Annotated in this window: 28 protein-coding genes; 24 read left to right on the forward strand and 4 right to left on the reverse strand. The window is 32.1% G+C overall.

Annotation, left to right across the window (positions count from 1 at the left end):
• Positions 1-21: 21 nt before the first annotated feature.
• The 4 genes from R3L15_RS09440 to R3L15_RS09455 all read right to left on the reverse strand — a co-directional run bounded on the left by R3L15_RS09440 (position 22) and on the right by R3L15_RS09455 (position 5196).
• Positions 22-1125 carry an MBL fold metallo-hydrolase gene (locus R3L15_RS09440; protein WP_338731334.1) on the reverse strand — a complete coding sequence of 368 codons (1104 nt, stop codon included), beginning with the start codon at positions 1123-1125 and terminating at the stop codon, positions 22-24.
• 288 nt (positions 1126-1413) lie between these two features.
• On the reverse strand, positions 1414-2079 hold the full coding sequence (locus R3L15_RS09445; RefSeq protein WP_338731335.1) for a response regulator: 666 nt from the start codon (positions 2077-2079) through the stop codon (positions 1414-1416).
• Positions 2080-3717 (reverse strand): hypothetical protein, encoded by a 1638-nt coding sequence (locus tag R3L15_RS09450; protein ID WP_338731336.1) that lies wholly within the window; start codon positions 3715-3717, stop codon positions 2080-2082.
• A gap of 609 nt (positions 3718-4326) precedes the next feature.
• Positions 4327-5196, reverse strand: a complete 870-nt coding sequence (locus tag R3L15_RS09455; protein WP_338731337.1) for a VOC family protein — start codon at positions 5194-5196, stop codon at positions 4327-4329.
• A gap of 138 nt (positions 5197-5334) precedes the next feature.
• Here R3L15_RS09455 and R3L15_RS09460 point away from each other — a divergent pair, with 138 nt between their 5' ends.
• The 24 genes from R3L15_RS09460 to R3L15_RS09575 all read left to right on the forward strand — a co-directional run bounded on the left by R3L15_RS09460 (position 5335) and on the right by R3L15_RS09575 (position 23346).
• Positions 5335-5457: a hypothetical protein gene (locus R3L15_RS09460; protein ID WP_338731338.1), complete on the forward strand. Its 123-nt coding sequence runs from the start codon at positions 5335-5337 to the stop codon at positions 5455-5457.
• Positions 5458-6023: 566 nt separating this feature from the next.
• Positions 6024-6641 carry a hypothetical protein gene (locus R3L15_RS09465; RefSeq protein ID WP_338731339.1) on the forward strand — a complete coding sequence of 206 codons (618 nt, stop codon included), beginning with the start codon at positions 6024-6026 and terminating at the stop codon, positions 6639-6641.
• Between the two features lie 103 nt (positions 6642-6744).
• Positions 6745-8034 carry an alpha/beta hydrolase-fold protein gene (locus tag R3L15_RS09470; RefSeq protein WP_338731340.1) on the forward strand — a complete coding sequence of 430 codons (1290 nt, stop codon included), beginning with the start codon at positions 6745-6747 and terminating at the stop codon, positions 8032-8034.
• Between the two features lie 151 nt (positions 8035-8185).
• Positions 8186-8635, forward strand: a complete 450-nt coding sequence (locus R3L15_RS09475; protein ID WP_092471267.1) for a hypothetical protein — start codon at positions 8186-8188, stop codon at positions 8633-8635.
• Positions 8636-8785: 150 nt separating this feature from the next.
• Complete coding sequence (locus R3L15_RS09480) at positions 8786-9403, forward strand: hypothetical protein (RefSeq protein WP_338731344.1); 618 nt, start codon at positions 8786-8788, stop codon at positions 9401-9403.
• A 124-nt stretch (positions 9404-9527) separates the two neighbouring features.
• Positions 9528-10553, forward strand: coding sequence for a hypothetical protein (locus R3L15_RS09485; protein WP_338731345.1), 1026 nt, complete (start codon positions 9528-9530; stop codon positions 10551-10553).
• 161 nt (positions 10554-10714) lie between these two features.
• Positions 10715-11137: a hypothetical protein gene (locus R3L15_RS09490; protein ID WP_338731346.1), complete on the forward strand. Its 423-nt coding sequence runs from the start codon at positions 10715-10717 to the stop codon at positions 11135-11137.
• A gap of 121 nt (positions 11138-11258) precedes the next feature.
• Positions 11259-11708 carry a hypothetical protein gene (locus R3L15_RS09495; RefSeq protein ID WP_338731347.1) on the forward strand — a complete coding sequence of 150 codons (450 nt, stop codon included), beginning with the start codon at positions 11259-11261 and terminating at the stop codon, positions 11706-11708.
• Positions 11709-11854: 146 nt separating this feature from the next.
• Positions 11855-12442, forward strand: a complete 588-nt coding sequence (locus R3L15_RS09500; RefSeq protein ID WP_338731348.1) for an XAC2610-related protein — start codon at positions 11855-11857, stop codon at positions 12440-12442.
• Positions 12443-12645: 203 nt separating this feature from the next.
• Positions 12646-13035 (forward strand): lipocalin family protein, encoded by a 390-nt coding sequence (locus R3L15_RS09505; RefSeq protein ID WP_338731349.1) that lies wholly within the window; start codon positions 12646-12648, stop codon positions 13033-13035.
• 144 nt (positions 13036-13179) lie between these two features.
• The gene (locus R3L15_RS09510) at positions 13180-14202 is read left to right on the forward strand and encodes a hypothetical protein (RefSeq protein ID WP_338731350.1); all 1023 of its coding nucleotides are present in this window, start codon (positions 13180-13182) and stop codon (positions 14200-14202) included.
• A gap of 143 nt (positions 14203-14345) precedes the next feature.
• Positions 14346-14828, forward strand: coding sequence for a hypothetical protein (locus R3L15_RS09515; protein ID WP_338731352.1), 483 nt, complete (start codon positions 14346-14348; stop codon positions 14826-14828).
• 151 nt (positions 14829-14979) lie between these two features.
• Positions 14980-16218 (forward strand): hypothetical protein, encoded by a 1239-nt coding sequence (locus R3L15_RS09520; RefSeq protein ID WP_338731353.1) that lies wholly within the window; start codon positions 14980-14982, stop codon positions 16216-16218.
• A 165-nt stretch (positions 16219-16383) separates the two neighbouring features.
• A complete protein-coding gene (locus R3L15_RS09525) occupies positions 16384-17097 on the forward strand; it encodes a hypothetical protein (RefSeq protein WP_338731354.1) in 714 nt (237 codons plus the stop codon).
• A gap of 138 nt (positions 17098-17235) precedes the next feature.
• Positions 17236-17694, forward strand: coding sequence for a hypothetical protein (locus R3L15_RS09530; RefSeq protein ID WP_338731355.1), 459 nt, complete (start codon positions 17236-17238; stop codon positions 17692-17694).
• Between the two features lie 148 nt (positions 17695-17842).
• A complete protein-coding gene (locus R3L15_RS09535) occupies positions 17843-18214 on the forward strand; it encodes a hypothetical protein (RefSeq protein WP_338731356.1) in 372 nt (123 codons plus the stop codon).
• Between the two features lie 171 nt (positions 18215-18385).
• A complete protein-coding gene (locus R3L15_RS09540) occupies positions 18386-18784 on the forward strand; it encodes a DUF6678 family protein (protein WP_338731357.1) in 399 nt (132 codons plus the stop codon).
• A gap of 805 nt (positions 18785-19589) precedes the next feature.
• On the forward strand, positions 19590-20120 hold the full coding sequence (locus R3L15_RS09545) for a hypothetical protein (protein WP_338731358.1): 531 nt from the start codon (positions 19590-19592) through the stop codon (positions 20118-20120).
• A gap of 140 nt (positions 20121-20260) precedes the next feature.
• On the forward strand, positions 20261-20539 hold the full coding sequence (locus R3L15_RS09550; protein WP_338731360.1) for a hypothetical protein: 279 nt from the start codon (positions 20261-20263) through the stop codon (positions 20537-20539).
• A complete protein-coding gene (locus R3L15_RS09555) occupies positions 20529-20843 on the forward strand; it encodes a hypothetical protein (protein ID WP_338731361.1) in 315 nt (104 codons plus the stop codon). Before R3L15_RS09550 ends, R3L15_RS09555 begins: the two co-directional genes overlap by 11 nt.
• 153 nt (positions 20844-20996) lie before the next feature.
• Positions 20997-21731: a hypothetical protein gene (locus R3L15_RS09560; RefSeq protein ID WP_338731362.1), complete on the forward strand. Its 735-nt coding sequence runs from the start codon at positions 20997-20999 to the stop codon at positions 21729-21731.
• A gap of 153 nt (positions 21732-21884) precedes the next feature.
• Positions 21885-22250, forward strand: coding sequence for a hypothetical protein (locus tag R3L15_RS09565; RefSeq protein ID WP_338731363.1), 366 nt, complete (start codon positions 21885-21887; stop codon positions 22248-22250).
• Positions 22247-22552: a hypothetical protein gene (locus tag R3L15_RS09570; protein ID WP_338731364.1), complete on the forward strand. Its 306-nt coding sequence runs from the start codon at positions 22247-22249 to the stop codon at positions 22550-22552. Before R3L15_RS09565 ends, R3L15_RS09570 begins: the two co-directional genes overlap by 4 nt.
• 158 nt (positions 22553-22710) lie before the next feature.
• Positions 22711-23346 (forward strand): hypothetical protein, encoded by a 636-nt coding sequence (locus tag R3L15_RS09575; protein WP_338731365.1) that lies wholly within the window; start codon positions 22711-22713, stop codon positions 23344-23346.
• The last annotated feature ends 43 nt before the right edge of the window (positions 23347-23389 follow it).

Below are 23389 nucleotides of genomic sequence, written 5' to 3' on the forward strand. Positions count from 1 at the left end.
TAACAATATAAGGCAGTAAAATTATTTTAAATCTTTCCACCAAGCTTCAAAAACTTGCGTACTATCTTTTAGTTTTACAACTTCACCTATTTTTGGTGTTACCAAAGAAACGCTTTCAGTTTTATTAGATAGTGCTTCATCTAAAGGCTCATACCAAGGATGATTTGAAAGTGTAAACTTAGAATTATGAACCGGAAATAGTTTTTGTGCACTCAACTCTTCTGCTACCTGATATAATTGTCTAGGCAGCAAATGAATCTGATTCCAATTTTCACTATACTGACCTTGTTCTATAATTGCTAAATCAAAAGGACCATATTTAGCAGCTATGTCTTTATAAAATGTATCGTAACCGCTATCACCACCAATGTAGATATTATTACTTTTTGTGTTTAACACATAAGATGCCCATAAACTTTTATTACGCCTGATACCTCTTCCTGAAAAATGACGTGCTGGTGTTGCTGTCAATTTCACGCCTTCAAATTCGATAGCTTCGAACCAATCTAGTTCATTAATTTTAGACACTTCATAACCCCAATATTCAAAGTGCTGACCAACACCTAATCCACAAACCACTTGACCAACTTTAGGCTTTAACTTCAATACTGTTTCGTAATCCAAATGATCCCAATGATCGTGAGAAATTATTAAATAATCAATATCTGGAAGGTCTTCAACACCATAATTATTAGTTCCTTTAAAGGATTTGTTCATAAAAGAAAACGGTGCCGAATATCCACAAAACACAGGATCTACTAAAAATGTTTTTCCATCTAATCGCATAAAATAGGATGAATGCCCAAACCAGATTAATAAATCTTCTTTTTCGTTTAACCCTTTAATATCAGTTGAAACAGATGGTAAATCATCTACAGGTTTTACTTTTTGTTTTTTTGAAGTCATAAAATCCCACATAGCACCTATTGTACTTTTATTTGAGGTCATGACAGCGGTTTCGCTTAAATTTTTAAATGATCCGTCTTTATAGTTTGGGGATTTCTTAATACGTTCTAAACGTTCGCCTTTAGGATGTTGTCCAAATTTTGACTGGTTAAGTATCATAACAGTTATTAAAGATATAAGTAATACAATACCCAATAAGATTTTTAAAAAGCGTTTCATATCGTTTGGGTTAAATTTATTAGAAGTGCAAAGTTAAATAGACCAAATCAATTTAACCTATCTTCATTACTGAGAATATTACCTGAATTACTGAAAGTTTTAACCCAAAAGTTATATAAACAAAAATCAAACTCTTATTAAAAGTTACTTCTAATATAATTACTCCATAAAAAAAGCGCCTCCGTAAATTACGAATAGCGCTTACTATTTTGCCCCCTTTAACTGACTAATAGTTACACAAATCTATAGACTTTAATTAATAAATACTTACGGGTTTCCGTAACATCATTAAATTATTCCCATATCTTTTGCAATAGCCACTAAATGAATGGAATTATTAGCCTGTAATTGTATTTTTAATTTGTTTAAGCGTTTTTCTATACTACTTAAACTACTTGGTGTAACATTTTTCTTTTTTAATTGTTTACTAATTTGATCTTGACTAAGCCCTAATGCTAGTTCGTTTAATAACAATATATCAAAATCATCTATTTCGTTAACTTCTTGCCCATTGACTGCCATTTCTATGGCTGACGAAAGATACGTTTTGTTTTGGTTAATAGCCTCTACTGCTTGTTCTAACTCTTTAAGACCATACCGCCCTTTACAAACATAAGCTTTAGCCTGATACTGATGTATTAAACGCCGTATACGTTGAATTTTATCTTCTACCGAATAGACAATAACGTTTAAATCTGGCCAAGTCATATTTACAGTCATTACAAGGTCTTCACCATTTTTTAGTTTTTGCTCTCTATGGTCTTGTTTAAAGGACAAATCTGTAATAAGCAAATCGAAAGGATCGCCTTCTTGCTCGGCGCGTTTTAGTTTTAATATAGCGTCATCGCAATAATGTGCATACACAACGTTTTGTGTGTATCCGTTCTTCAGCATAGCATTAACACCTAGATTAATACTCATTAAATCATCAACTACTAATACTTTTTTAAACATTTATATAGATATTTCAGCTTTAAAACCACCATTTGGCTTGGTATCAAAAGTAAATGTTCCGTTACAGTTTTTTATACGGTTTTCCGCATTTTGAAGTCCGTTACCTGCTTTAACCTTTCCACTAACACCATTATCGGTATAGGTTATTTTAGTTTTTTTTCCTTGCTGAGTAAAGTTTAACACCACTAAAGTGGCTTGACTATGTTTTCGCATATTAACTAATAGTTCTTGCAACACGCGATATAGGGTTATTTTTTTATAATTCGCTAATGATTCCCATGACATACTAGAAAGTCCTTTTACAAGAATAGTAACTTGAGTCGTTTGAAAGCTAAGAATAAGATCTTCTAAAGTATTTGTATAGTCTTCGCTAACATTAATTTCTCCTAAATCTTTTGAAATATCACGGGTTTTAAAATACATCGCTTCCAAATTATCTAACACATCTTCTTCTGGTTTTTTTTGAATGGTTGCCATAAGCTTGTACACATCATTAGCGACTTCATCATGAACACGTTTGGCAATATTTGTTTCGGTTTGATAAATATTTTTTAGCGTGATTTTTTTATGTTTTTCACGATAAATCAACAAAATTGCTATCGCAACAACAATAACAATTCCACCTATAGCTTGGTAGATGGTTTTTAAGCGTTTTTGGCGTTCTGCAATTAACTCTTGTTGTTTAGCGATACGTTTTTGACGTTCGTAGGCATATTTTCTGGCAATATATTTGTTTTCAGCAGCTAACTGTGTGGATCTCATACTATCCAACAGTTGTCCGTATTGCGTCACTAAACTATCGTTGTTAAGTTTAACATACCATGACAACGCCTCCTTTAAATAAACTGTTTTTTGTGACTGACGCGCCATTTGTAACATTGTATCTAGATATGTTTTGGCTACCTCTATGTTATTATGATAAACGTAATGTTTTAGAAGATGGTTGTAGGCTGTAAAAACGCCTGGTTTATCGTTTAGTCGCTTTCTTAAAAGTAAAGACTTTTTTATTTTCTCTATGGCAGTGGTATCGTTGAGCTTAGATAGGGCTTCGCCTAAATTCCCTAATATTCTGGCTTTATTCTTGGAATCATTTAACGTTAAGCCTTCTTGATAGGCATCTTGCAATATTTCTATTGCTTTCTCGTAATGCCCTTGCTTTATATATATTGTTCCTATATTATTTTTTATAATATTTTTCCCTACAGAAAACGTATCTACTTCTAAAGCTTTATAATAATACTCTAAAGCAACTTTAGGACTATTCAAAGCTTTATAAACCCTTCCTAAATGATTGTATAGTCGCAACTTATAATCGCTTGCCCACTTCCCGTGCTGCTTGTCTAATAATTGTAGTGCTTGTACGGCAGAGTGCTCACTATCGTTTAAAGCCCCCAGGCGTTTTTGAACAATAGCTAAATTAATATAACCATATACCGTATGTTGTACTTGATTTTGTTCTTCTGATTGGTTAACATAAGCCCTATAAAATTCATAGGCTTTAACAAGCTGATTATTATTTTTTGAGGTTTTCACCACATTATAGTAATGTGATAAACTATCGGACAAAGACTGACCATAGCTTGAACCTGAAATTAGCAACAAACAGAAAAAGAGACATGTAAACTTGGGTGGTTTCATACCCTAAAAATAGAGCATTTTATTAAAACACATAGTAACAAATTCTCTTGATTTTATATAAAAGTAGACTTAACTAAAATTAAGACTATTCAAAAACACCCTATTCTAAAGTCTACTGCTTGAGAATACAAAATTGAAGCAGGAAACGAAATTAACTTGGAAACTCCTCTTAAAAAACTGATATAAATAGGACTTTTCAGAAAATGAATAAAAAGAAAAACTGCATACAATAAAACCTATACGAAATGTGAACTAAAAAGATAATAGAAATGCTCCACTTACACCTTGTTAAAGCGTCACTTTGACATTATTATTGATTAAATTAAAAAACACAAAACATAGCTTTAGCTACCAATTGTAGAAGATTAAAAGTTTTGGCTTTCAAAGTCCGCACTACTCATACCTGAGGTGTAGCAAATATTTAGTGGCGCCCACCTCCATAAAAATCAACATTAACATGAGGAGACACGTGAGGCCCATTGGGACCAAAGTGCATATTAAGCCCTACATTAGTATGAGCAGAACCACACGCAGCTAAAAGCAATAAAAATAACACAACAACAAGAACCGAAAAGATTTTTTTTATTTTCATTTTAAGACGTTTTAATATTATTGGTTCCAAACTTGAATAGCAAAAGGAGCGCCGTTAGGATCTTGAATAATAGCTACAGCACCATTTCTAATATTGTCCTGCGGCTTAAGCATAATCTTTGCTCCTAAAGAAGCTGCTTTCTTAGAAACACTCTCTACGTTACTTACTTTAATATAAGGCAGCCAAGCAGACCTCATATTATTCACCGGATTTTTCATAACCCCACACAATTTCTGATCTCCAGATTTCATCATAAAATATGGCACCTTTTCTTCTTCAATTTCCGTTGCTTCATAAGGAGCCACTCCCTTATAATACGCCAACGAACCATCAATATCATTGGTCCAAAGCTCGTTCCAAAGCCATGAATTATCAGCTAATTGAAACTTAGGATCTCCACTTTCTGAATATATATAGGCTATATAAGCACCTTGCGGATCTTGAACGAGAGCAGACCGACCTCTACCCTTAAAATCGGCAGGTTTAAACAACGTCTTCCCTCCTCTAAAAGTATTGTATTTCACCGCTTTATCAACATCAGGAACAGAAACAGAGCTCAACCATTCACCTGAAGGGTGTGTTGTTACATTTAAAGGGATAATCCCTCCAATAGCATTGTCTCCTCTATAAATAACATGGTAAGCCATATCGCCTTTCCCAAGCGATTTGTATGTCCATCCAAAAAGGTTTGAATAAAAATCCATAGCCTGCTTGGGGTTAGGAGTTATCAAATCATGCCAAACAATCTGACCGTGATTGTATTGAATTGAATCTGATAAAGACAGCTTAGGATATTCTGTCTGATTGCACGAAAACATAACACATAACAACAAGAACACAATTAACTTAGGGACTTTACCACGAATAACCACCATATTTACAAACATTTAAAATGAGACATTGTTTATATAAAGATAAGTGTTTTCTTAAAAAATTAATCTAGAGACTAAAAAAAATTATAAATCTATTACTTATATCTTAAATCTGTTTGGAGTTTATTAGAGCATACAAAAGCTGAAACTACTATGATATACACTCATGTGGCTAAGGAGGATTTAATGCGTATAAGTAATCCTTTAGATGCTACTGTTAAGGGATTAAAGAATTATAGTTATCCAGACAAAAAAGTCACGATATCCGGAAAATAGACTGTTTAAATGTGTATATTAGTGCGCATATAACGAGTTGCCAAATATGCGAAACCAGAATCAGCGGTTTAAATCTCAGCTTTATTAATTTATTCAAAATCTATTTTCAATCCGAAAATTGAAATTTTAAAAACTTAACGGATTTTGATTATGCAAAACTGGATCGCTAAACTTTGCGCAGAGAAGATTAAAAATCCTAAAGAAAATTTGAACTCAGGAGAAAAACTTACTCAAACTCGATAAACCGAAAACGATAAATTGTTGCGGATAAAAAGTTCTTAGCACTACTCTATTTTTAAAATCTTTGCGGAGAAAAATTAAAACTGAAATTCGTTTTCAAAAGAATATTAAAACTTAGTTGACAAAGAAAATCAGAAACGATAAAGTGGTCGTTAAAAGCAAAACGCAAAAGCACATTAGGCAACAACGTTTATCTTCAATCGTGGTGTCGTGTCCTACGGACACGAACGCTTACGCGTCAAAGTCATTTCTTTTTACTATCTTCATTTTCCAATTCCCACAACTGAAAGATAAACAAAACCGTTGTGTGGCATTAAAAACAGAAAATGGATTGGGAACAAGTAGATAAAGTACTCAAAGAACTAATAAATAATAAGTCAGACATCCGCAGCGGTTATGATCAGATTAAGCAGGTCTTGACCGACAACGACCTGCCTTCCTTAGACATTGATACAGACAGGTTAAAAAAAGAGTTCGATGACTGGCTTATAGAAGTGATTGAAAAAGAACCAATACCGAAAAATATTAAGTCCATTTATTTCGGACTTGCAACTATGTCGTTTCCAGAGATTGATAACGGTAAAGAAAAAACGACTGCCTACATTGCTGGTTCAAAATTGACACCTTCCGAAGACGAAGACTGGGCTTGTGATACAGAATATTTCCCGAACAGACGATATGTTTTACTTGCCGACTTTGACAAAATAGACGTAATGATAAAGAGCAATGAGAAACTAAGCGGAGATTATGAAGTATTGGTTTTCAACGGACTTTTAAATTTACTTGTTCTCAATTCTCTAAGGGACTTGAAGGGCAGACTGCTAACTTATCAGGACAAAAAACTTGGACTATTTAAAACTGAAAAGAGACGAGATAGTTTACATTTTGGAGCTGGATTCGACTCTGGAGATGTTTACTTACTTGGAGAACTGAAAAATGAATAAAAAACGCCACACAACACTGTATATAGCAAATAGGGCGATCGGTGGTTAACGAAAGTTCAGTGCTATTTACCAACACCGCCAAATCGTTGATTTGGCTTTTAAAATGAATAAGATAAAAACAAAATACAACGCTTTGGCTCAGTGCAACTTTGAAAGTTTACAGCTTTCTACTGCCCTACTTTCCATATACCAAAACCGTTATGTGCAATTTGAGACAAAAATTATGAGAACACTAATTAATTTAAGAAAACAGATAATCCTACTAATATTTCTGTTCGCTGTTTGTTTTAGTTACAGCCAAGAAACTGCTCAAATTCAGACTGTCGAAATCCAATCTGAAATTTTAAATCAAAATCGCAATATTTTAGTTTATACGCCTTGGATATATAACGAGAGAGATTTGGTTTCCTTTGACGTAGTTTACGTTTTTGACTCACAACATCGTGAATTATTTGATTTAGTCCATTCCTCGTTAAGCTTTATAATGGGAACTAAAAAATTTATTGTTGTTGGCATTCCATCACCAGCATACCCTGAATTGGAATATTACAGAAGCAACGATTTATTTCCTAAACCAATAAATGTAGATATCGAAAATTATAACGTTTTAAATCCAAATGCCGAAAACTTCTGGGAATTTGTAAAAACTGAAATCACACCATTAATTGAAAATCAATTTAGGACAACCAATAGAAAATATCTTATTGGACATTCAATGAGTGCTTCTTTTGCTCTCGACAAAATTGTTTCAAATCCAGAATTTATGAATGGTGTAATTGCAATTTCACCTAATTTCTCATACGATAGTAATCGGCTCGCAAACGATTTTATAAATTCAGATGTATTAAGTAAAAATAAATTCATATATATAAGTCAAGCAGACGAATACTTTTCAATAAATGAAAGATGGTATTCAGCATTCGAAAAAGTCAAAGAATTCGCCGATAATTTGGAAAGTGAAAGAAAGAAGAATTTAATAATCAAAGAATTTCCAGATAATGGACATTGGAATGGGTTTCTGCCCTCTTTAATATTTTCATTAACCGAATTAAAAAAATTCATAGAACAAAATCCATATAAACCAAATGGAAATTTCAAAGAAGTAACTTTTAAAATAAAAACTTTAAACGCAGACGATGAAGTATACATTGTAGGAAACCAAGATAATTTAGGAAGTTGGAACCCTTCACAAGTAAAAATGAACAAAACAAAAGAATTGGAAAGAGAGCTAAAGATAAAGGTTCAATATCCGATTGAATTTAAAATAACAAGAGGTAATTGGGAAACTCAAGCAATAACTAATCAAACTACAAATAGCGGAGAAAATATTGTGATTTTCGACAATGAATCTAATATTATTGAACTTAATATAATGCAGTGGAATGACAAATAAAAACTGCACATAACAATGGCTATAAGTAATTGCTTGTTCTCGCCTACTTCTGAAAATCCTCGCGGATTTTCAGTTTGGTGTGTACTTGCAAAGTTAAGTTCTAACCCACGCAACTACTCATAGCCGAGACCGTTGTAGTGCATTAGAGCAAATGAACGATAGAAATTTAAAATTTGAGGTAATCTGGAAAGATGACGATATGTTTGAAATGCGAATTTCAGCAAATAACGGACGATATTCTGGAATTACAGAAGTTTATGAAGTATCTGAATCTTTACTCGGATTTGTAAACGAACTGAATGGTTTCCCATTTGGAAAAGATAAAGTCTCTCATTCTTGCGGAGAAAAAGACAGTTACGCATATTTCGAAATGGAATTTTATAAGATTGGACCGACTGGAAAATGTGGAGTTCTAATCACAATGGAAGAAAATGTATCAACTGAATACCGAAAAGAAGAAAAGGACAAACTCTCAATGGAATTAATTATTGAACCGAACGCTATAGATGTCTTTTGTCGAGAATTAAAATCATTAGCGGAAAAAGAAGATGGAATTGCGGAATTAAAAGCAATCGGAAATTATACGAGTAATATTGAATAAAATAACGCACTACAACAATGTATAACCGCAATTACGGCGGATTCGACTACGTCCGAATCCACTCGGAATTGCTAACGTCAGTTCTTAACCGAAAATCATTATCTTTAATCCCGTAACTGACGGTTATACGAGACCGTTGGCAAACATATAATGAACTCACGATTTTCAATTGAAATAAGCGAAGTTAAAGGAAAACTCAACATAGGGAAAAATCCTTGGTATGTTGAAATTTTGCTGATTATTATTATGATTCCTTTTCTCATAATTTTTGTCCCAATTTGGGCAATCGGAAATGGAATTGATTACTTATTTGTAAAACCATTTCAAAAAGAAAACAAATTTGAAGACCTAAAATGGACTGTTCTGATTGAAAACGAAAATTTGAAAATTGAAAAGTCTGAACCTTCAAATATATTTTTGAGCAAAAAAGAAATGGATTGGCTTGATGAAGACCCAATTTACTCATTGAAAAGCATTCCGGAATTACCTTTTCTGGAAGGAAAAATCTTTTCTGATTTCATAGCTGAATTTGACAACAGAGTGTTTTTACAACGGATTTTACCAGTTGAAGAAAATAATGATTTTGAACTTAAAAGTGAGCTGATTTCGATTGACTTATCAAATTTCGGAGTCGAAACAATAAAACAATTTGATTATTATTACTTGGAATCAGAAATCGGAAAAAATGAATTGGAAATAAACGGAATTGACCAAATTGGAAGTAAGTTGAACCTGAAAATAAAAAATACGTTTGCCAACAATGTATAACCGCAATTACGGCGGATTCGACTACGTCCGAATCCACTCGAAATTGCCAAAGTCCGTGCTTTATTACAAAGTTTTCGTATATTTAGTCCGTAACTGACGGCTATACAACACCGTTAGGCAACATATGAAAAAAGCAATCGTAATATTAATAACAATTTGTCTTTCAGTCCATAGTTGTTCAAAATCTACAAACTCATCGGATAGGGAAAACCATATTTCCGAATACGGATTTAAAGGAAAAGTAAAATCTGTAAAGTCAGAACTTTTTAATCTAATTCCCGAAAAAGACACTTTCAAAATTGGCGAAAAAATCAACGGAATTTCAATTGACCGAAATGAGTTATTGGAATTTAATAAAACTGGAAATTTAACTTTCTCAAAAGAGTTTTTGGCAAATGGAAAAGTAAGCGATGAAATAATAAACACTTACGATAAAAATAATCAATTGACTCAACGAAAAGTAATTGACAATTACGGAAAAGGAAGCGTTATCGATTATCAGTATTTCTATAATTCAAGCGACAGCTTGGAACAAGTTATAATATCAGGAAAAAATTTCAAAAGAATCCACAAAATAGAACGCGACAAAAAAGTTAGACCAATAAAAAACTTGACAATCCAAAATGACACAATTTTGACAACCTATGTTGTTGAATATGACCAAAACAACAATGTAATTAATGAAAAGCAATTTAAAAATCAGAACATACCTGTTAAATTAATTGATAGAACATTTAATGCAAAAAACTTAAAAGTAAGAGAACAAGTTATTGAATATAGTACTTGGGACACTTTAAAATATCAAAACGAGTTTACATATGACAAAAATCAAAACTTAATACTTGGAAAATACAACATTGAGAATGATTCAAGTTATAATACGGTAAAAAACACTTACTTTAAAAACGGTAAACTAAAAGAATCCGAAAGTGAGTTTGGAGAAAGCGACTATTCTCTTATTCAAAATCAAAAATTTAATGAAAATGGAGATTTAATTGTGCAAGCTGTAAATACAAGTGATGGAGAAACAAAAGATATTTGGGAATACAAATTCAAATATGACAAGAATAATAATTGGATTGAAAAAATTGAGTATAAAAACAGTAAACCTTTAAGGATAGTAAAAAGAGAAATTGAATACTATAAATAAAATACGTTGCCTAACACCGTGTAAGCGCAATAACGGCGGAATTTTCTACCGAAAATTCTCGCCTTTTTATTAACTTGGTTGCGTCAGCGGAAAGTACTCGCGCACTTTCCCGTTACTGACGCTTACACAAAACCGTTGGCAATAATATAAACCGAACGCAGATGGAAATGAAAAAAATACATTTTGACAATATGAAAAATTGGATTTGGAGTACTATTCTAATCCTTTCTCTGATTCTCATTTTGACAGGAGGTTTAGAGTTATTCGAGTTTGAAAACCCAAAATTGAATAAAGGATTAAGTGCTAGTGGATTTTTTCTTCAAGTGATTTATTACAGTAAAATGTTTTGGCATAAAAATTATGTTCAATGGAATAAAAAAGGAGCTGTTATCAGAGTCAACTCTTGGAGTGGAAAATCATTGAGTTTTGACCAAATCAAAAAAACTGAATTGACTGAAAAAAAGTTAATAATAACTAAAGACAACGGAAAAATAGTCTCGTTTGACTTGAATGAAATAGCGGAATCTGACACTCAAAAACTAAACGAAATAATAATTAAAAATACTATTGCCAACAACGTATAACAACAATTGCGGCTTTGTGTCCTGCGGACACAACCGCGCAAGCATAAAAGTCGGGAATTTTAGCTATCTTAGTTTCAAACCAATCCGTAACTGATTGTTATACAAAACCGTTGCCAACAATATGAAAAAAACAGTTTTCATAACTATATTTAGTCTTTTAATTATAAGTTGTGCAAACGAAAAACAGAAAGAATCAGAAAGCGAAATCAAAACAGAATTGAATAAAGAAAGTAAAAATATTGAATTGAAAAAAGAAGATTTTCTAAAATCAAAAATATTCATTGGACTGAAAAACCTGAATGACGGATTCGACTTTGAATCTATAAATTACTTTTCTGAATCTGACTTTGAAATTGTTCTTGACAGAGTGGAAAAATATGGAATTGGGATTTACGGAATTGAACCTTGCTTAAACGGCGATTTTTATGGAGTTAAAGTTCACGAACAAATTGATGCAAAACCAAATGACCCGAATTGGTACAGAGAAGCATTTTCGGAATTCAAAAAAAGTGGAAAAAACTTACAATATTCTGCGACTTATGAAGTTCCGAATGAATTAATAACGGAATAAAATACTGTTGGCAACAATGTATAACCGCAATTACGGCGGATTCGACTACGTCCGAATCCACTCGGAATTGCTAACGTCAGTGCTTAACCGAAAATCATTAACTTTAAACCCGTAACTGACGGTTATACGAGACCGTTGCCAGTAATATGAAAAAAATTCTGCTAATATTAATAATTCTGTTTTCGTTTGAACTTTATTCACAAGAAATAATAAAGTTTTCAGATGCGGAATTTGAATTTTGTCTGACAAAAAAATGCGGAAAAACTGACTGTGAAATAACTAAAATTGAGGTTCTGAAAAATGGAATCTTAAAGCAAACAATAAAACCGAGCGAAAACTATTTCAGCAAAACATTTCCAAACGACCAACTTTTCGCAATTGAGGATATGGATTTTGACGGAAAAATGGATTTTAGGCTAATGGAATTTCTTCCAGCTGGACCGAATGTTCCTTTTCTATTTTGGATTTATAATCCGACAAATGAACTCTTTGAAGAAAACAAAGATTACGGAGAAATAACTTCGCCTGAATTTGATTACGAAAAAAAACAAATTAATTCGACTTGGAGAAACGGTTGTTGCGAACACGGACGAGACGTTTATGAATTGACAAACGGAATTCCAAAATTGACTGAACGATTTGTTATTGGACATAATTCGGAGGACAAAGAATATTACGAACATTGGAAAATTGAAAACGGAGAATTAAAACTAATCGAAAAGACAGTTGAATAAAATACTACTGGCAACAATGTATAACCGCAATTACGGCGGATTCGACTACGTCCGAATCCACTCGGAATTGCTAACGTCAGTTCTAAACCGAAAAAACACGTATATTTACCCGTAACTGACGGTTATACGAGACCGTTGTAAGCAATTTGACGCAACCAAATGAAAATTTTATTATCTAAATAAAAAGACTAAGTATGAAAAAATTGTTATTCATTTTATTAACGGTTGGAATTTTGTCATCTTGTAATAATGATGACGATTCGGACTCAAATACTGAATTAATCGGAAATTGGAAATTAATAGAAGTACTAATTGATCCAGGAGATGGAAGTGGAACATTTAATTCTGTTGAAAGCGAGAAAATTATAACCTTTGAAAATAACGGAACAATAACTTCAAATGGAAATTTGTGTGATATGTCAATTGCCTCTGACAATTCAACTTCAGGAACTTACTCAAACTCTGAAATGAGTTTTAATTCAGCTGACTGTAACAATCCTGACTATGACTTCACATTTGAACAGAATGGAAATACTTTAATTATAAATTACCCTTGTATTGAACCGTGTCAAGCTAAATTTATAAAGGAATAAAAACTGCTTACAACAATGGCTATAAGTAATTGCTTGTTCTCGCCTACTTCTGAAAATCCTCGCGGATTTTCAGTTTGGTGTGTACTTGCAAAGTTAAGTGCTAAACCACGCAACTACTCATAGCCGAGACCGTTAGCTACAAGTATGAAAAAAATCACGTACATATTAATAATTTTGGTTTCTTGTTTAATAAGTTGCAAACAAGAAAAACCTCGGATTGAAAAAAAAGAAAACTCAATTTCAATATCAATAGACGATAGAGTTGAATTATTGAGAGTTGCTTATTTTTTGGCTCTTGAGGACAGTATCGACGTGAATTTAAGACCTTGTAAAACGGATTTTTACAAAACAAATTTTGAGATTTACAAAAAATTCAAAAATCATCCATTAGTTCAAAAAATCGGAAATGGAGACGAATGGAATGCAGATTTGTCAACTATAGCACTTTGTCTTGACAAAAATTTAAAACCAAAAGACAGTCTAAATATTAATGAACTTTCCAAACAATTTGGTTGGTATGGAAAAAACATCGATTCTCTCTCAAAACTATTAATTGATTTCAAAAAAACAATTGGTTTTAAAAATAATTACAATGTGAATTTTAAACCATTTACAGATTCTATAAAATCAAACAGAATAACGGAAAAGCTAAATCAATTTTACAGAACGGACAGAAAAACAAATCTGAAAATATTGTTTGACCCATTAAATAGAATTACCAATAAAGCTATAACATTCACAAACAACCCAGAAAGTGAAAGGTTATTTCTCATAACTTATTTATGTGAAGAACCAAATGATTCTATAAAACAGCTGAAACTAAAATGGAACGATGACTACAGAAGAATCGTAATTCACGAAAATAGTCACATTTACACAGATGCGTTATTCAAAAAATATTACGACAAAGAATTTGATTCATTAGTAAATCAAGAAAAATTTAAGAACGAATACCACGATATTGACGAAATTATGGTTCGTGGAATTACAGCTAAAATATTGGAATTGAATTATGGGCAAAGAATTGGCGAAGATGAAATTAACCACCAACCGAAAAATTCAAGAATAGTTTATGATTATTTGAATAAATATGTGAAAAATGACAACATGGAATTTGAACAAGTTTATAAAGAGATTATTGAACAATTAAAGAAAAAATACCTGTAGCTAACAATGTATAACCGCAATTACGGCGGATTCGACTACGTCCGAATCCACTCGGAATTGCTAACGTCAGTACTAAATCGAAAAACATTATCTTTAATCCCGTAACTGCCGGTTATACGAGACCGTTGTGCATAATATCCAAAATGAACTCTAAAAAATTAAAATTAGAAATTGAACCTATAAATTTTTTCGGATTTATTTTCAAGTCGTTTTTTTCAATGTTTTTGATTCTCTTTATTGCATCAATAATATTTGTGATAGTTACCCCAAACTTGGAAAGCAATTATATTATTGCAATTATTTTGGCTGGATTAACAATGGGTTTGATTTTAGCAATTCAATTTATATTTCGTCCGACAATATATTTATACTCAATCTTCATATCAGAAACCACAACTGAATTAAAGTGGCAAGAAAACGGAAAATTTAAATCGCATCAATTCAATAATGCTGAAATTACAGCTGAATTAATTCCAAGTGGAAAAAATAATCCTTACTTAAAGCTTGATGTAAAAGACAAAGAATCTCATCTGACTTTAAAACAGTATCGAATAGGAGAATGGACTTTAGAAAAATTAAAAGAAATTGGAATTGAAATAAAAAATACTATGCACAACAATGTATAACCGCAATTACGGCGGATTCGACTACGTCCGAATCCACTCGGAATTGCTAACGACAGTGCTTAACCGAAAATTATTAACTTTAATCCCGTAACTGACGGTTATACGAGACCGTTGTAGAGCATTTTGACTAACGAAAACAAAACAAAAATTAATGAACAAAATTTTAATTCTCCTTTTTAGCATTTCAACTATTCTAACTTTTGGACAGTCAAAAAAGGAATATTTAAACGACAATCGATTTGATTTAACTTCAACCGAATTTCAATTTCCACAAAAAGATTTTAACATCATTGGATTTGGTGCTTATCACGGAAGTGCTAAAACTTATGACGCTGAAATTTTACTAATTAAAAACTTAAAAAAACAGAATTTAATAGACTACTACATTCCCGAAACAAATTATAGTCAAGCATTTTTCTTTCAACAATATTTAGAAACGGGAAACGAAGAGCTTCTAAAAGAATTGACACTAGCATTTCAAACCATTGTTAATCAAGAAGGAACAATTGAAACATTTGAGCATTGGAAAAATTTGAGAGAATTAAATCAGACTTACCCCGAAAATCCTATAAAAGTTCTTGGTTTTGATGCCATTGCCGAATATGAATTTCCCATAAAACATATTTTACTATTGACCGATAAAGTTCAAAATTGGAAACTAAAAAAAGAACTTCAAACAAAATTTGAAAACAAAAAAATAAATTTCAGTACTCGTGATACAGTAACGACTGAACTTCTAAAAAACTTCATAAACGATTACGAAGAAAACAAAAGCGTTTATTCCAGCCAGATTACAGATACCATAAGTTTTCATCACATTCTAGAAAATATCAAATATAATTTTCACAGAGAAAAAGGTCGAGAAAAAATAATATTTGACAACTATGTGTACTTAAAGGGTATTTTAAATTTAGAAAATGAAAAACAGTTTTTCAAGTATGGTTTCTTTCATATAGAAAAACAACGTGAAAAAAATTATCCTTCTTTCTTTACAAGAATTATTGAACAAAATGTTTACGATAGGAACAAAGTAATATCCGTTATGGGTTACTTGACCAAAAGTGAGGTACTTTGGGATAAAATTTATGACAAAAAAGGAAACTACAAAACATTTACCACTGAAAAAGGTTACGGAATCGGAGATTATTGGAAAGAATATTTTAAGGGTATAAAAAACCTAAAAAAAACAAAACTATCGGATATTACCTTGTTTAAACTGAACAGTGAAAACTCTCCATATAAAAATGGAACAGATTTGATAGAGGTCAAACTATTTTTAAAGAAAAGTAATGGAAAATCATTGAAAGATAAACCGACAACGGACTTTATTGATTATGCAGTTTTGATAAGAAACTCAAAAAATCAAATACCGATAGAAGAAATGGAATAAAAAAACGCTCTACAACAATGGCTATAAGTAATTGCTTTTTTCGCCTACTTCTGAAAATCCTCGCGGATTTTCAGTTTGGTGTGTACTTGCAAAGTTAAGTGCTAACCCACGCAACTACTCATAGCCGAGACCGTTGCCATTAATGCCGAAAAAACTGAAATCTGAATGACACTACACGCTGCGATAGAAAAACTGCTTAAAGAAAAAGGCACATCTATGTCGACTAACGAAATCGCAACGGAATTGAATAAAAATAAGTGGTATCAGAAAAAAGATGGTTCGGAAATTAGTGCATTTCAAATTCACGGACGAACAAGAAACTATCCGAATATTTTTGACCGACAAGGTTCTTTGGTATCCTTAAAAAACGGGACTTTCCAATCAGAACGAAAACCGACTAAAAAGCTGATATCTAAGAAAAAGTCAGTTACTAAAACGACAAATTCGGACGAACAATATGTGATTGACTTATGCGACAGAGTTTTAAATTCTAAAGCATCGAGACAGCATAAATTTGACTTTTTGTTGGGCGACCCAAATTCAAATGGAATTTCAGCCAAATTACCCGTTGACGCTTATTATCAAGAATTAAATCTTGTAGTTGAGTACAGAGAAAGACAACACACGGAAAGCGTAAACTTTTTTGATAAGCCAAATAAACTGACTGTGAGCGGAGTTCATCGAGGCGAACAACGGAAAATATATGACCAAAGACGTGACGAACTTCTACCAAAAAACGGAATAGAATTGATTAAAATTTCTTATTACGACTTTGAATACGACAATAGGAAAAGAATTTTGAGAAACGAAAAAGACGACATAAAAACGATTGAAAAATTAATAAAAACGGAAAAAAGCACTAATGGCAACAATGTATAACCGCAATTACGGCGGATTCGACTACGTCCGAATCCACTCGGAATTGCTAACGTCTGGGCTTAACCGAAAATTAACACATATTAACCCGTAACTGACGGTTATACTGGACCGTTGTAAGTAATTTAAAAACAAAATATTATGAAAAAAATAATCTTGATTTTATTAGTATTTATTACTATTATTTCCTGTAAAACTGCGGATACGGACTTCACCAAATCTGACTTGAATTCCATTTCTTTATACGACTTTGACAATAAGCCGATTTCTGTCGAGGAAATAACAAATCAGTGGAATGAACGAATTCAGGAAAGTGAAGAAATTAACGCAAGAATAACAAAACTTGAAATAACAAATCTGACTGACCTAAAAACTAATAAAAATGAGTTAGTATTATTGGGAAACACCAATAGAAAATCCGTAAAAACAGCTACCAAGTTGACAAGGTTCAAAAACGGATTGAAATTGAACGAAATTTCTGTTACTTGTAAAAATTGTGAAAGTGAATTGAATATAAAACTGAATAGTGGAAAATGGAGCTGTTTGAATGAAAAAGAACTGAACTCTTGTACGAAAATCGAAACAATGAGAGGAATATAAAAAACTACTTACAACAACGGCTATAGTTCATTACGGCTGAAATTCCTAATCGGAATTTCAAGCCTTTTTGCTAAATTTATGGTTACGGCGGAATGATACTCGCGTACCATTCCGTAACGAAACCATAGCCCAAACCGTTGCCACCAATATGAAAAAACTGCTTGCAATAATGATAATTCTGACTTTGAACTCGTGTTTTATGTTCAAAGAAAACGGAATTGAAATGAAAGTTAAAAATGACTCAAGCGAACCAATAACAAACGTTGAATTTACTACGACCGAAAAACTGGACGTGATAAAAATTGACCGAATCGAGCCGAATGAAAGTGTGACTGAATTTTTATCGATGCAGAAAAATAAAACTGACGGAGCTTACTCGTTAACTTTTACTCGTGCAGACGGAAAAAAGGAAATAACTGGTGGCGGATATTATACAAATGGAGGCTCGTTAGACCATTGGGTTGTCTTTACTGTGAAGAACGACACAACGATTGTGAAATTTGATGGACCGATTTACTGAAAAAATACTGGTGGCAACAATGTATAACCGCAATTACGGCGGATTCGACTACGTCCGAATCCACTCGGAATTGCTAACGCTAGTGAATAAAAGAAAATAATAACTAATTTAACCCGCAACTGACGGTTATACGAAACCGTTGTGTAACATTAGAAAAACTGAATGGAGAAAATGACTTTAACTGAAAAAAGTATTGAAAAGATAATTCGTGAAAGTAATTTTTCGTCATTTATGAATAATTCAAAATGGGAAAAACTATTAGAGATTCTAATTGAGAAATTTGATTCTTTACTAATCCGTTATAAACTAATTGGGCGAGAAAAAATTTTGGAAACTGAATTTAATATTGTTGATTTCAGTCCTTTTTTCATAGAGCCTATTTTATATAAAGAAATTGAATGGATTGAATTTCCTCAAAAAATGATAATGATCAATAATAAGCGAGTTTCACGACAGACAATTTTTGAACATCACCAAAACATCTCTGAAATTGAAAATCTGATTAATAAAATTGGAGTTTTTGATTTGGAAAAAGACAATGGAACTCTAAGATTATATGGATATAAATAACGTTACACAACACCGTGTATAGTTCATTGCGGCGGAATTTTCCAATCGGAAAATTCCTGTATATTTACAAAGGTTCTCGCCAGGCGGAAAGAATCCTGCGGATTTTTCCGCAACGAAACCATACACAAAACCGTTGGCAACAAGCTAAAAACTGACCCAAATATTAGATAAGTAATTGCAGAAAATATATAAATTTTACGACAAACTCTTTCTCTATTATTACAATTTGAAAAAAAACAGTGATGATACACCACAATATTTTCCGATTATAATAATTTCAACTGTACAGTCTACAAATATTTTTTTCTTTGTAATTCTTGTTTATTATTTTCTACAAATTGATTTTTCTTTTTTACCTAAATGGTTTTTGATTATTGATGTCGGAATGATAATGTTTAATTTTTATCTGTATCAGATTAAAAACAGAACGGAAATCATAATTCGAAGAAAAATGAAATTATCATTAAGGTTCAAAATATTCTCATATTTTTATTTTGCAATATCGATTATATCTCCTTTATTTTTAATTTATTTAATCAATGAATACTTATCGTAGTTGACTAAAATAAGTTGATGATTAACAACGAGAAAATCTAATCTGATTGAACATAAAAAATTGGAAATCAAAATTAATGGAACTAAAAAAATCAAACGAAAAAAGCCAGTTGCCAACAACGTATAACCGCAATTACGGCGGATTCGACTACGTCCGAATCCACTCGGAATTGCTAACGTCTGTGCTTAACCGAAAATCATTAACTTTAAAACCGTAACTGACGGTTATACGAGACCGTTACCCAACATTTTGAAGAACGTCACGAAAAATAATCTTGAACTGAATTTAAAAGAGGCTACTTCCACTCTATTAGAAATGGCAAGAAACTCTTGTTGGAATAACATTTCGGAAAATACGAGCTACATAATTTCGGAAATCAAAAATGACTCTCGAAATTTTAAAATCCAGAGACTTGAAAGGAACAAGGCAAATCGGAAAAAGAAACCTGCAACGCTAAAAAAAGCAACAACTGAATTAAAATCGATTTACGAAAACCTGTACGACATTAATCTGGAAATTTATAAAAGTCGGAAAAACGAAACGATTGTTGATATTAGGTATTATCCGAAATCAGCACTTGAATCTGACTATTATGAGAAAGTAAAAAATAACGAACCAATGCTACATTGTAAAGTTGGAATTCCACCTTATGCAAGTGACAAGTCAAAAAAATATGACGTGAATTGGGAACTTGGCGGAATAAGACACGAATGGAACTCATTTTGGAAAAGAATCCAATTCAAATGGAAATACAGAAACCGAATAAAAAACGTTGGGTAACAATGTATAACCGCAATTACGGCGGATTCGACTACGTCCGAATCCACTCGGAATTGCTAACGTCTGTGCTAAGTCGAAAAACAGTAACTTTAATCCCGTAACTGACGGTTATACGAAACCGTTGGCAACAAGCTGAAAAAATGACTCAACAGACAAAAAACCATTTAGAAATTTTAAAAGAAATTATTGCACTTTTAAAAAACAACGGACTTAAAACAGAACAAATCCAGTTGGAAAATGAAATAGCTGAAAGTTCAACAGGCGGAGAAATTTGTATGAGAAGTGCTTCTCTTCTTCTGTCTTTAAATCAACAAGAAAAAATTAAAAATGTAATCGGACAACTGACTTCAGAACTTATTGATTATTGCCATTTAAATGGACTGGAGCCGTTACCTAAAGAAATTAAAAATGGAAACTAATACATATTCACACAAAGGTTTCAAATTTGGAATTCTGGGAATTGGACTAATTTTAATTATTGTTATTCTTTCTCTACTTCTTAACGTGTTAAAATATAATTTTATATCTATACTAATTGGCTTAACAGTTTTTGCAATTGGAATTGTTAGCATTATCGGATTTATTAAATCTTTAAAAGGAATTAAAGAACCTAACACTTTCAAGAAAATAATTGGAATTATAATAAATTTTGGACTTGTAACTTTATTCTTATTGATTTTAATCGCCAATGGATACGATATATATAAAGCATTAATAATGTAAATAAAAGCCAGTTGCCAACACCGGCTATAGTTCATTGCTTCTGACTTTCCTTTCGGAAAGTCCTCGCAAATTTGCTATCTTCGGTTTACGGCCGAAAATCCTCGCGGATTTTCACGCAACGAAACCATAGCCAAAACCGTTGGCATTAATTTAATGAAGAACATTTTAACATACATTTCATTAATTTTCATATTTAGTTGTACTTCTACAAAACAGAAAGAAAAACTAATTGGAAATTGGTATTCAAATAGTGATGACAACTATGGTTTTTTTGAGTTTCAGTTTTATAAAGACTCGCTTTTTATTTATGATAAACTTGGAAAATCTTCTGCACTATGGAAAGTTAATAAAGACAAAATTCACTTAACCGGCATAAACGGATTTACTAATAAAAAGAAATTAACGTATTCATATAATTTAAATAAATCAAACGAACTTTTAAATCTTAAACTTTTAGGGGACACCATAATTCAACTTCCTGAATTGAGGAAAGCTAAAAATGCATTTGATTTTTTAAAAAAGGCTATCGATTTGGAAATAGAATTACCTAAAAGCAAAGAACAACTAAAGAGCTTAAGTCAACCTAAAAGATTAAACTTTAACATCTATGCAGGGTTTAAAAATAAAAAACTAGTCGTAAAAACTGACTCGGCTTCTGACTTGAAAAATTTAGAAAAAGATGTAATAAAATTTAAAAATGACACAAGAAACGAACTAAAAAAATTTTTAAGATTCAACTTAATCGCTGACAAGAAAATAACTCAATCTCAAATAGACTCTATAAAAAATCGACTAAAAGAAACATCTATAAAAATTATTTTTAGAACTTATAAAAATAGTCAAATCGACTACAATGATAACACGCGATGGTATGGGAAAAATGAATAAAAAACTAATGCCAACAATGTATAACCGCAATTACGGCGGATTCGACTACGTCCGAATCCACTCGGAATTGCTAAAGTCTGTGCCAAACCGAAAATTAACGCATATTAACCCGTAACTGACGGTTATACGAGACCGTTGTACGCAAGTTGACCAATGAAACGTAAAAAGAAAATAACTATCGGAATTGGAATCTTAATTGTTGGAATTTTATTCTGGCAATTCGGACTTTTTAACCGATTCAATTATTTGACTGGAAAGATTGACAGTTGGCGGAATTCAGCAAGAATCGTGACAGTTGGAAAACCATTGCCTTGTGGAGTTCCTTGCATTGGACTAAAGGAAAAATATGGATTTCACGAATCGAATGTTGGTTGTACTGTTACTGGACCTCAATTACGCGGAATTGACGCTTACAACGCTGAAATTGAAAAGTATCTGAATAAAAGAAACGGAAAAGACTGGAGAGAAAAATATCGAGCGGAAATGGACTCGCTCATAAAAAATAATAGATTGGAATGAAATTTAGTATGCTTAAGAATTTTATCTTTTTATTATTGTTTTTAGTTGTTATCAGTTGTAAAGATTACTACAATGACACAATCGAATGGGCTGACAATATTGAGGCTGAACTAAATTTAACCGAAGTTCAAAAACTACAACCAGATTTCATTGAAGTTGATTGGAATAATCCACTGACAACCTCTGAAAACGAAAAATGGTATTTAATTACAGAAATTAAAGGGAATAGAGATGTTTTGAGTATGTCTCACTTTTTAGTTTTTAAAGATGGGAAATACAAATATAGAGAATCGAAAAAATAAAAACCTGCGTACAACAACGGCTATAGTTCATTACGGCTGAAATTCCTAATCGGAATTTCAAGCCTTTTTGCTAAATTTATGGTTACGTCGGAATGATACTCGCGTACCATTCCGTAACGAAACCATAGCCAAAACCGTTGTGTGCAAGCGGACAAAAAATGATGGATAAAGAATTAAAATATTATCACAGAATAAATTCGGCTTTTATCGGACGCAAAATAATTGAAGTTTATTATGAAGAGTTGGATTACAAAACCGATTCTGAATTTTGGGAACATTCTACTGATATCCACTCTGTAGATATGAATGTGATTTTTAGACTGGATAATAATGAACTGATTCAAATAAAATGGGATAATGAATTTTACTGTTACGGAATTGGTTTTGAAAAGTTAAACGAGATAAATATCCGCGAGGGAATTAAAACAATCAAACTGACTGAAAATAAAAATTGGGCAAAACTTATCGGAAAAGAAATCTCGGAAATTATTGTTTTATGGGACATTAGCGAGGGAATCACAAAGGAATATAAAAATAACCGAGTTATTAAATCTGAAAAAACAAATACCAAACTTCCTCAAACTTGGCAAATCGAATTTGGAGTTGAGAAAATATGGGTTTCAGCACTTGAAATAAAAGAAGATGGAACTAACTCATATTGGGCTGACCATTTGACTATTTTATTTAATAATAGTGAACAAGAAAAATATCAACTTATTAAAAACGCCAGCACACAACACCGTATAACAACAATTGCGGCTTTGTGTCCTGCGGACACAACCGCGCAAGCATAAAAGGCGGTAATTTTAGCTATCTTAGTTTTTAACCAATCCGCAA

Origin of the sequence: Mangrovimonas cancribranchiae, assembly GCF_037126245.1 — a bacterium.
Lineage (GTDB): Bacteria > Bacteroidota > Bacteroidia > Flavobacteriales > Flavobacteriaceae > Mangrovimonas > Mangrovimonas cancribranchiae.

Excerpts from the sequence above, each read along its gene's own strand:
- R3L15_RS09500 (WP_338731348.1), top strand. The coding sequence starts at position 11,855 with ATGAAAAAAATTCTGCTAATATTAATAATTCTGTTTTCGTTTGAACTT.
- R3L15_RS09555 (WP_338731361.1), top strand. The coding sequence starts at position 20,529 with ATGGAAACTAATACATATTCACACAAAGGTTTCAAATTTGGAATTCTG.
- R3L15_RS09485 (WP_338731345.1), top strand. The coding sequence starts at position 9,528 with ATGAAAAAAGCAATCGTAATATTAATAACAATTTGTCTTTCAGTCCAT.
- R3L15_RS09440 (WP_338731334.1), bottom strand. The coding sequence starts at position 1,125 with ATGAAACGCTTTTTAAAAATCTTATTGGGTATTGTATTACTTATATCT.
- R3L15_RS09445 (WP_338731335.1), bottom strand. The coding sequence starts at position 2,079 with ATGTTTAAAAAAGTATTAGTAGTTGATGATTTAATGAGTATTAATCTA.
- R3L15_RS09520 (WP_338731353.1), top strand. The coding sequence starts at position 14,980 with ATGAACAAAATTTTAATTCTCCTTTTTAGCATTTCAACTATTCTAACT.
- R3L15_RS09470 (WP_338731340.1), top strand. The coding sequence starts at position 6,745 with ATGAATAAGATAAAAACAAAATACAACGCTTTGGCTCAGTGCAACTTT.
- R3L15_RS09510 (WP_338731350.1), top strand. The coding sequence starts at position 13,180 with ATGAAAAAAATCACGTACATATTAATAATTTTGGTTTCTTGTTTAATA.
- R3L15_RS09525 (WP_338731354.1), top strand. The coding sequence starts at position 16,384 with ATGACACTACACGCTGCGATAGAAAAACTGCTTAAAGAAAAAGGCACA.
- R3L15_RS09535 (WP_338731356.1), top strand. The coding sequence starts at position 17,843 with ATGAAAAAACTGCTTGCAATAATGATAATTCTGACTTTGAACTCGTGT.
- R3L15_RS09540 (WP_338731357.1), top strand. The coding sequence starts at position 18,386 with ATGACTTTAACTGAAAAAAGTATTGAAAAGATAATTCGTGAAAGTAAT.
- R3L15_RS09575 (WP_338731365.1), top strand. The coding sequence starts at position 22,711 with ATGATGGATAAAGAATTAAAATATTATCACAGAATAAATTCGGCTTTT.
- R3L15_RS09455 (WP_338731337.1), bottom strand. The coding sequence starts at position 5,196 with ATGTTTGTAAATATGGTGGTTATTCGTGGTAAAGTCCCTAAGTTAATT.
- R3L15_RS09465 (WP_338731339.1), top strand. The coding sequence starts at position 6,024 with ATGGATTGGGAACAAGTAGATAAAGTACTCAAAGAACTAATAAATAAT.
- R3L15_RS09460 (WP_338731338.1), top strand. The coding sequence starts at position 5,335 with ATGATATACACTCATGTGGCTAAGGAGGATTTAATGCGTATAAGTAAT.
- R3L15_RS09570 (WP_338731364.1), top strand. The coding sequence starts at position 22,247 with ATGAAATTTAGTATGCTTAAGAATTTTATCTTTTTATTATTGTTTTTA.
- R3L15_RS09515 (WP_338731352.1), top strand. The coding sequence starts at position 14,346 with ATGAACTCTAAAAAATTAAAATTAGAAATTGAACCTATAAATTTTTTC.
- R3L15_RS09490 (WP_338731346.1), top strand. The coding sequence starts at position 10,715 with ATGGAAATGAAAAAAATACATTTTGACAATATGAAAAATTGGATTTGG.
- R3L15_RS09495 (WP_338731347.1), top strand. The coding sequence starts at position 11,259 with ATGAAAAAAACAGTTTTCATAACTATATTTAGTCTTTTAATTATAAGT.
- R3L15_RS09450 (WP_338731336.1), bottom strand. The coding sequence starts at position 3,717 with ATGAAACCACCCAAGTTTACATGTCTCTTTTTCTGTTTGTTGCTAATT.
- R3L15_RS09530 (WP_338731355.1), top strand. The coding sequence starts at position 17,236 with ATGAAAAAAATAATCTTGATTTTATTAGTATTTATTACTATTATTTCC.
- R3L15_RS09550 (WP_338731360.1), top strand. The coding sequence starts at position 20,261 with ATGACTCAACAGACAAAAAACCATTTAGAAATTTTAAAAGAAATTATT.
- R3L15_RS09480 (WP_338731344.1), top strand. The coding sequence starts at position 8,786 with ATGAACTCACGATTTTCAATTGAAATAAGCGAAGTTAAAGGAAAACTC.
- R3L15_RS09560 (WP_338731362.1), top strand. The coding sequence starts at position 20,997 with ATGAAGAACATTTTAACATACATTTCATTAATTTTCATATTTAGTTGT.
- R3L15_RS09565 (WP_338731363.1), top strand. The coding sequence starts at position 21,885 with ATGAAACGTAAAAAGAAAATAACTATCGGAATTGGAATCTTAATTGTT.
- R3L15_RS09475 (WP_092471267.1), top strand. The coding sequence starts at position 8,186 with ATGAACGATAGAAATTTAAAATTTGAGGTAATCTGGAAAGATGACGAT.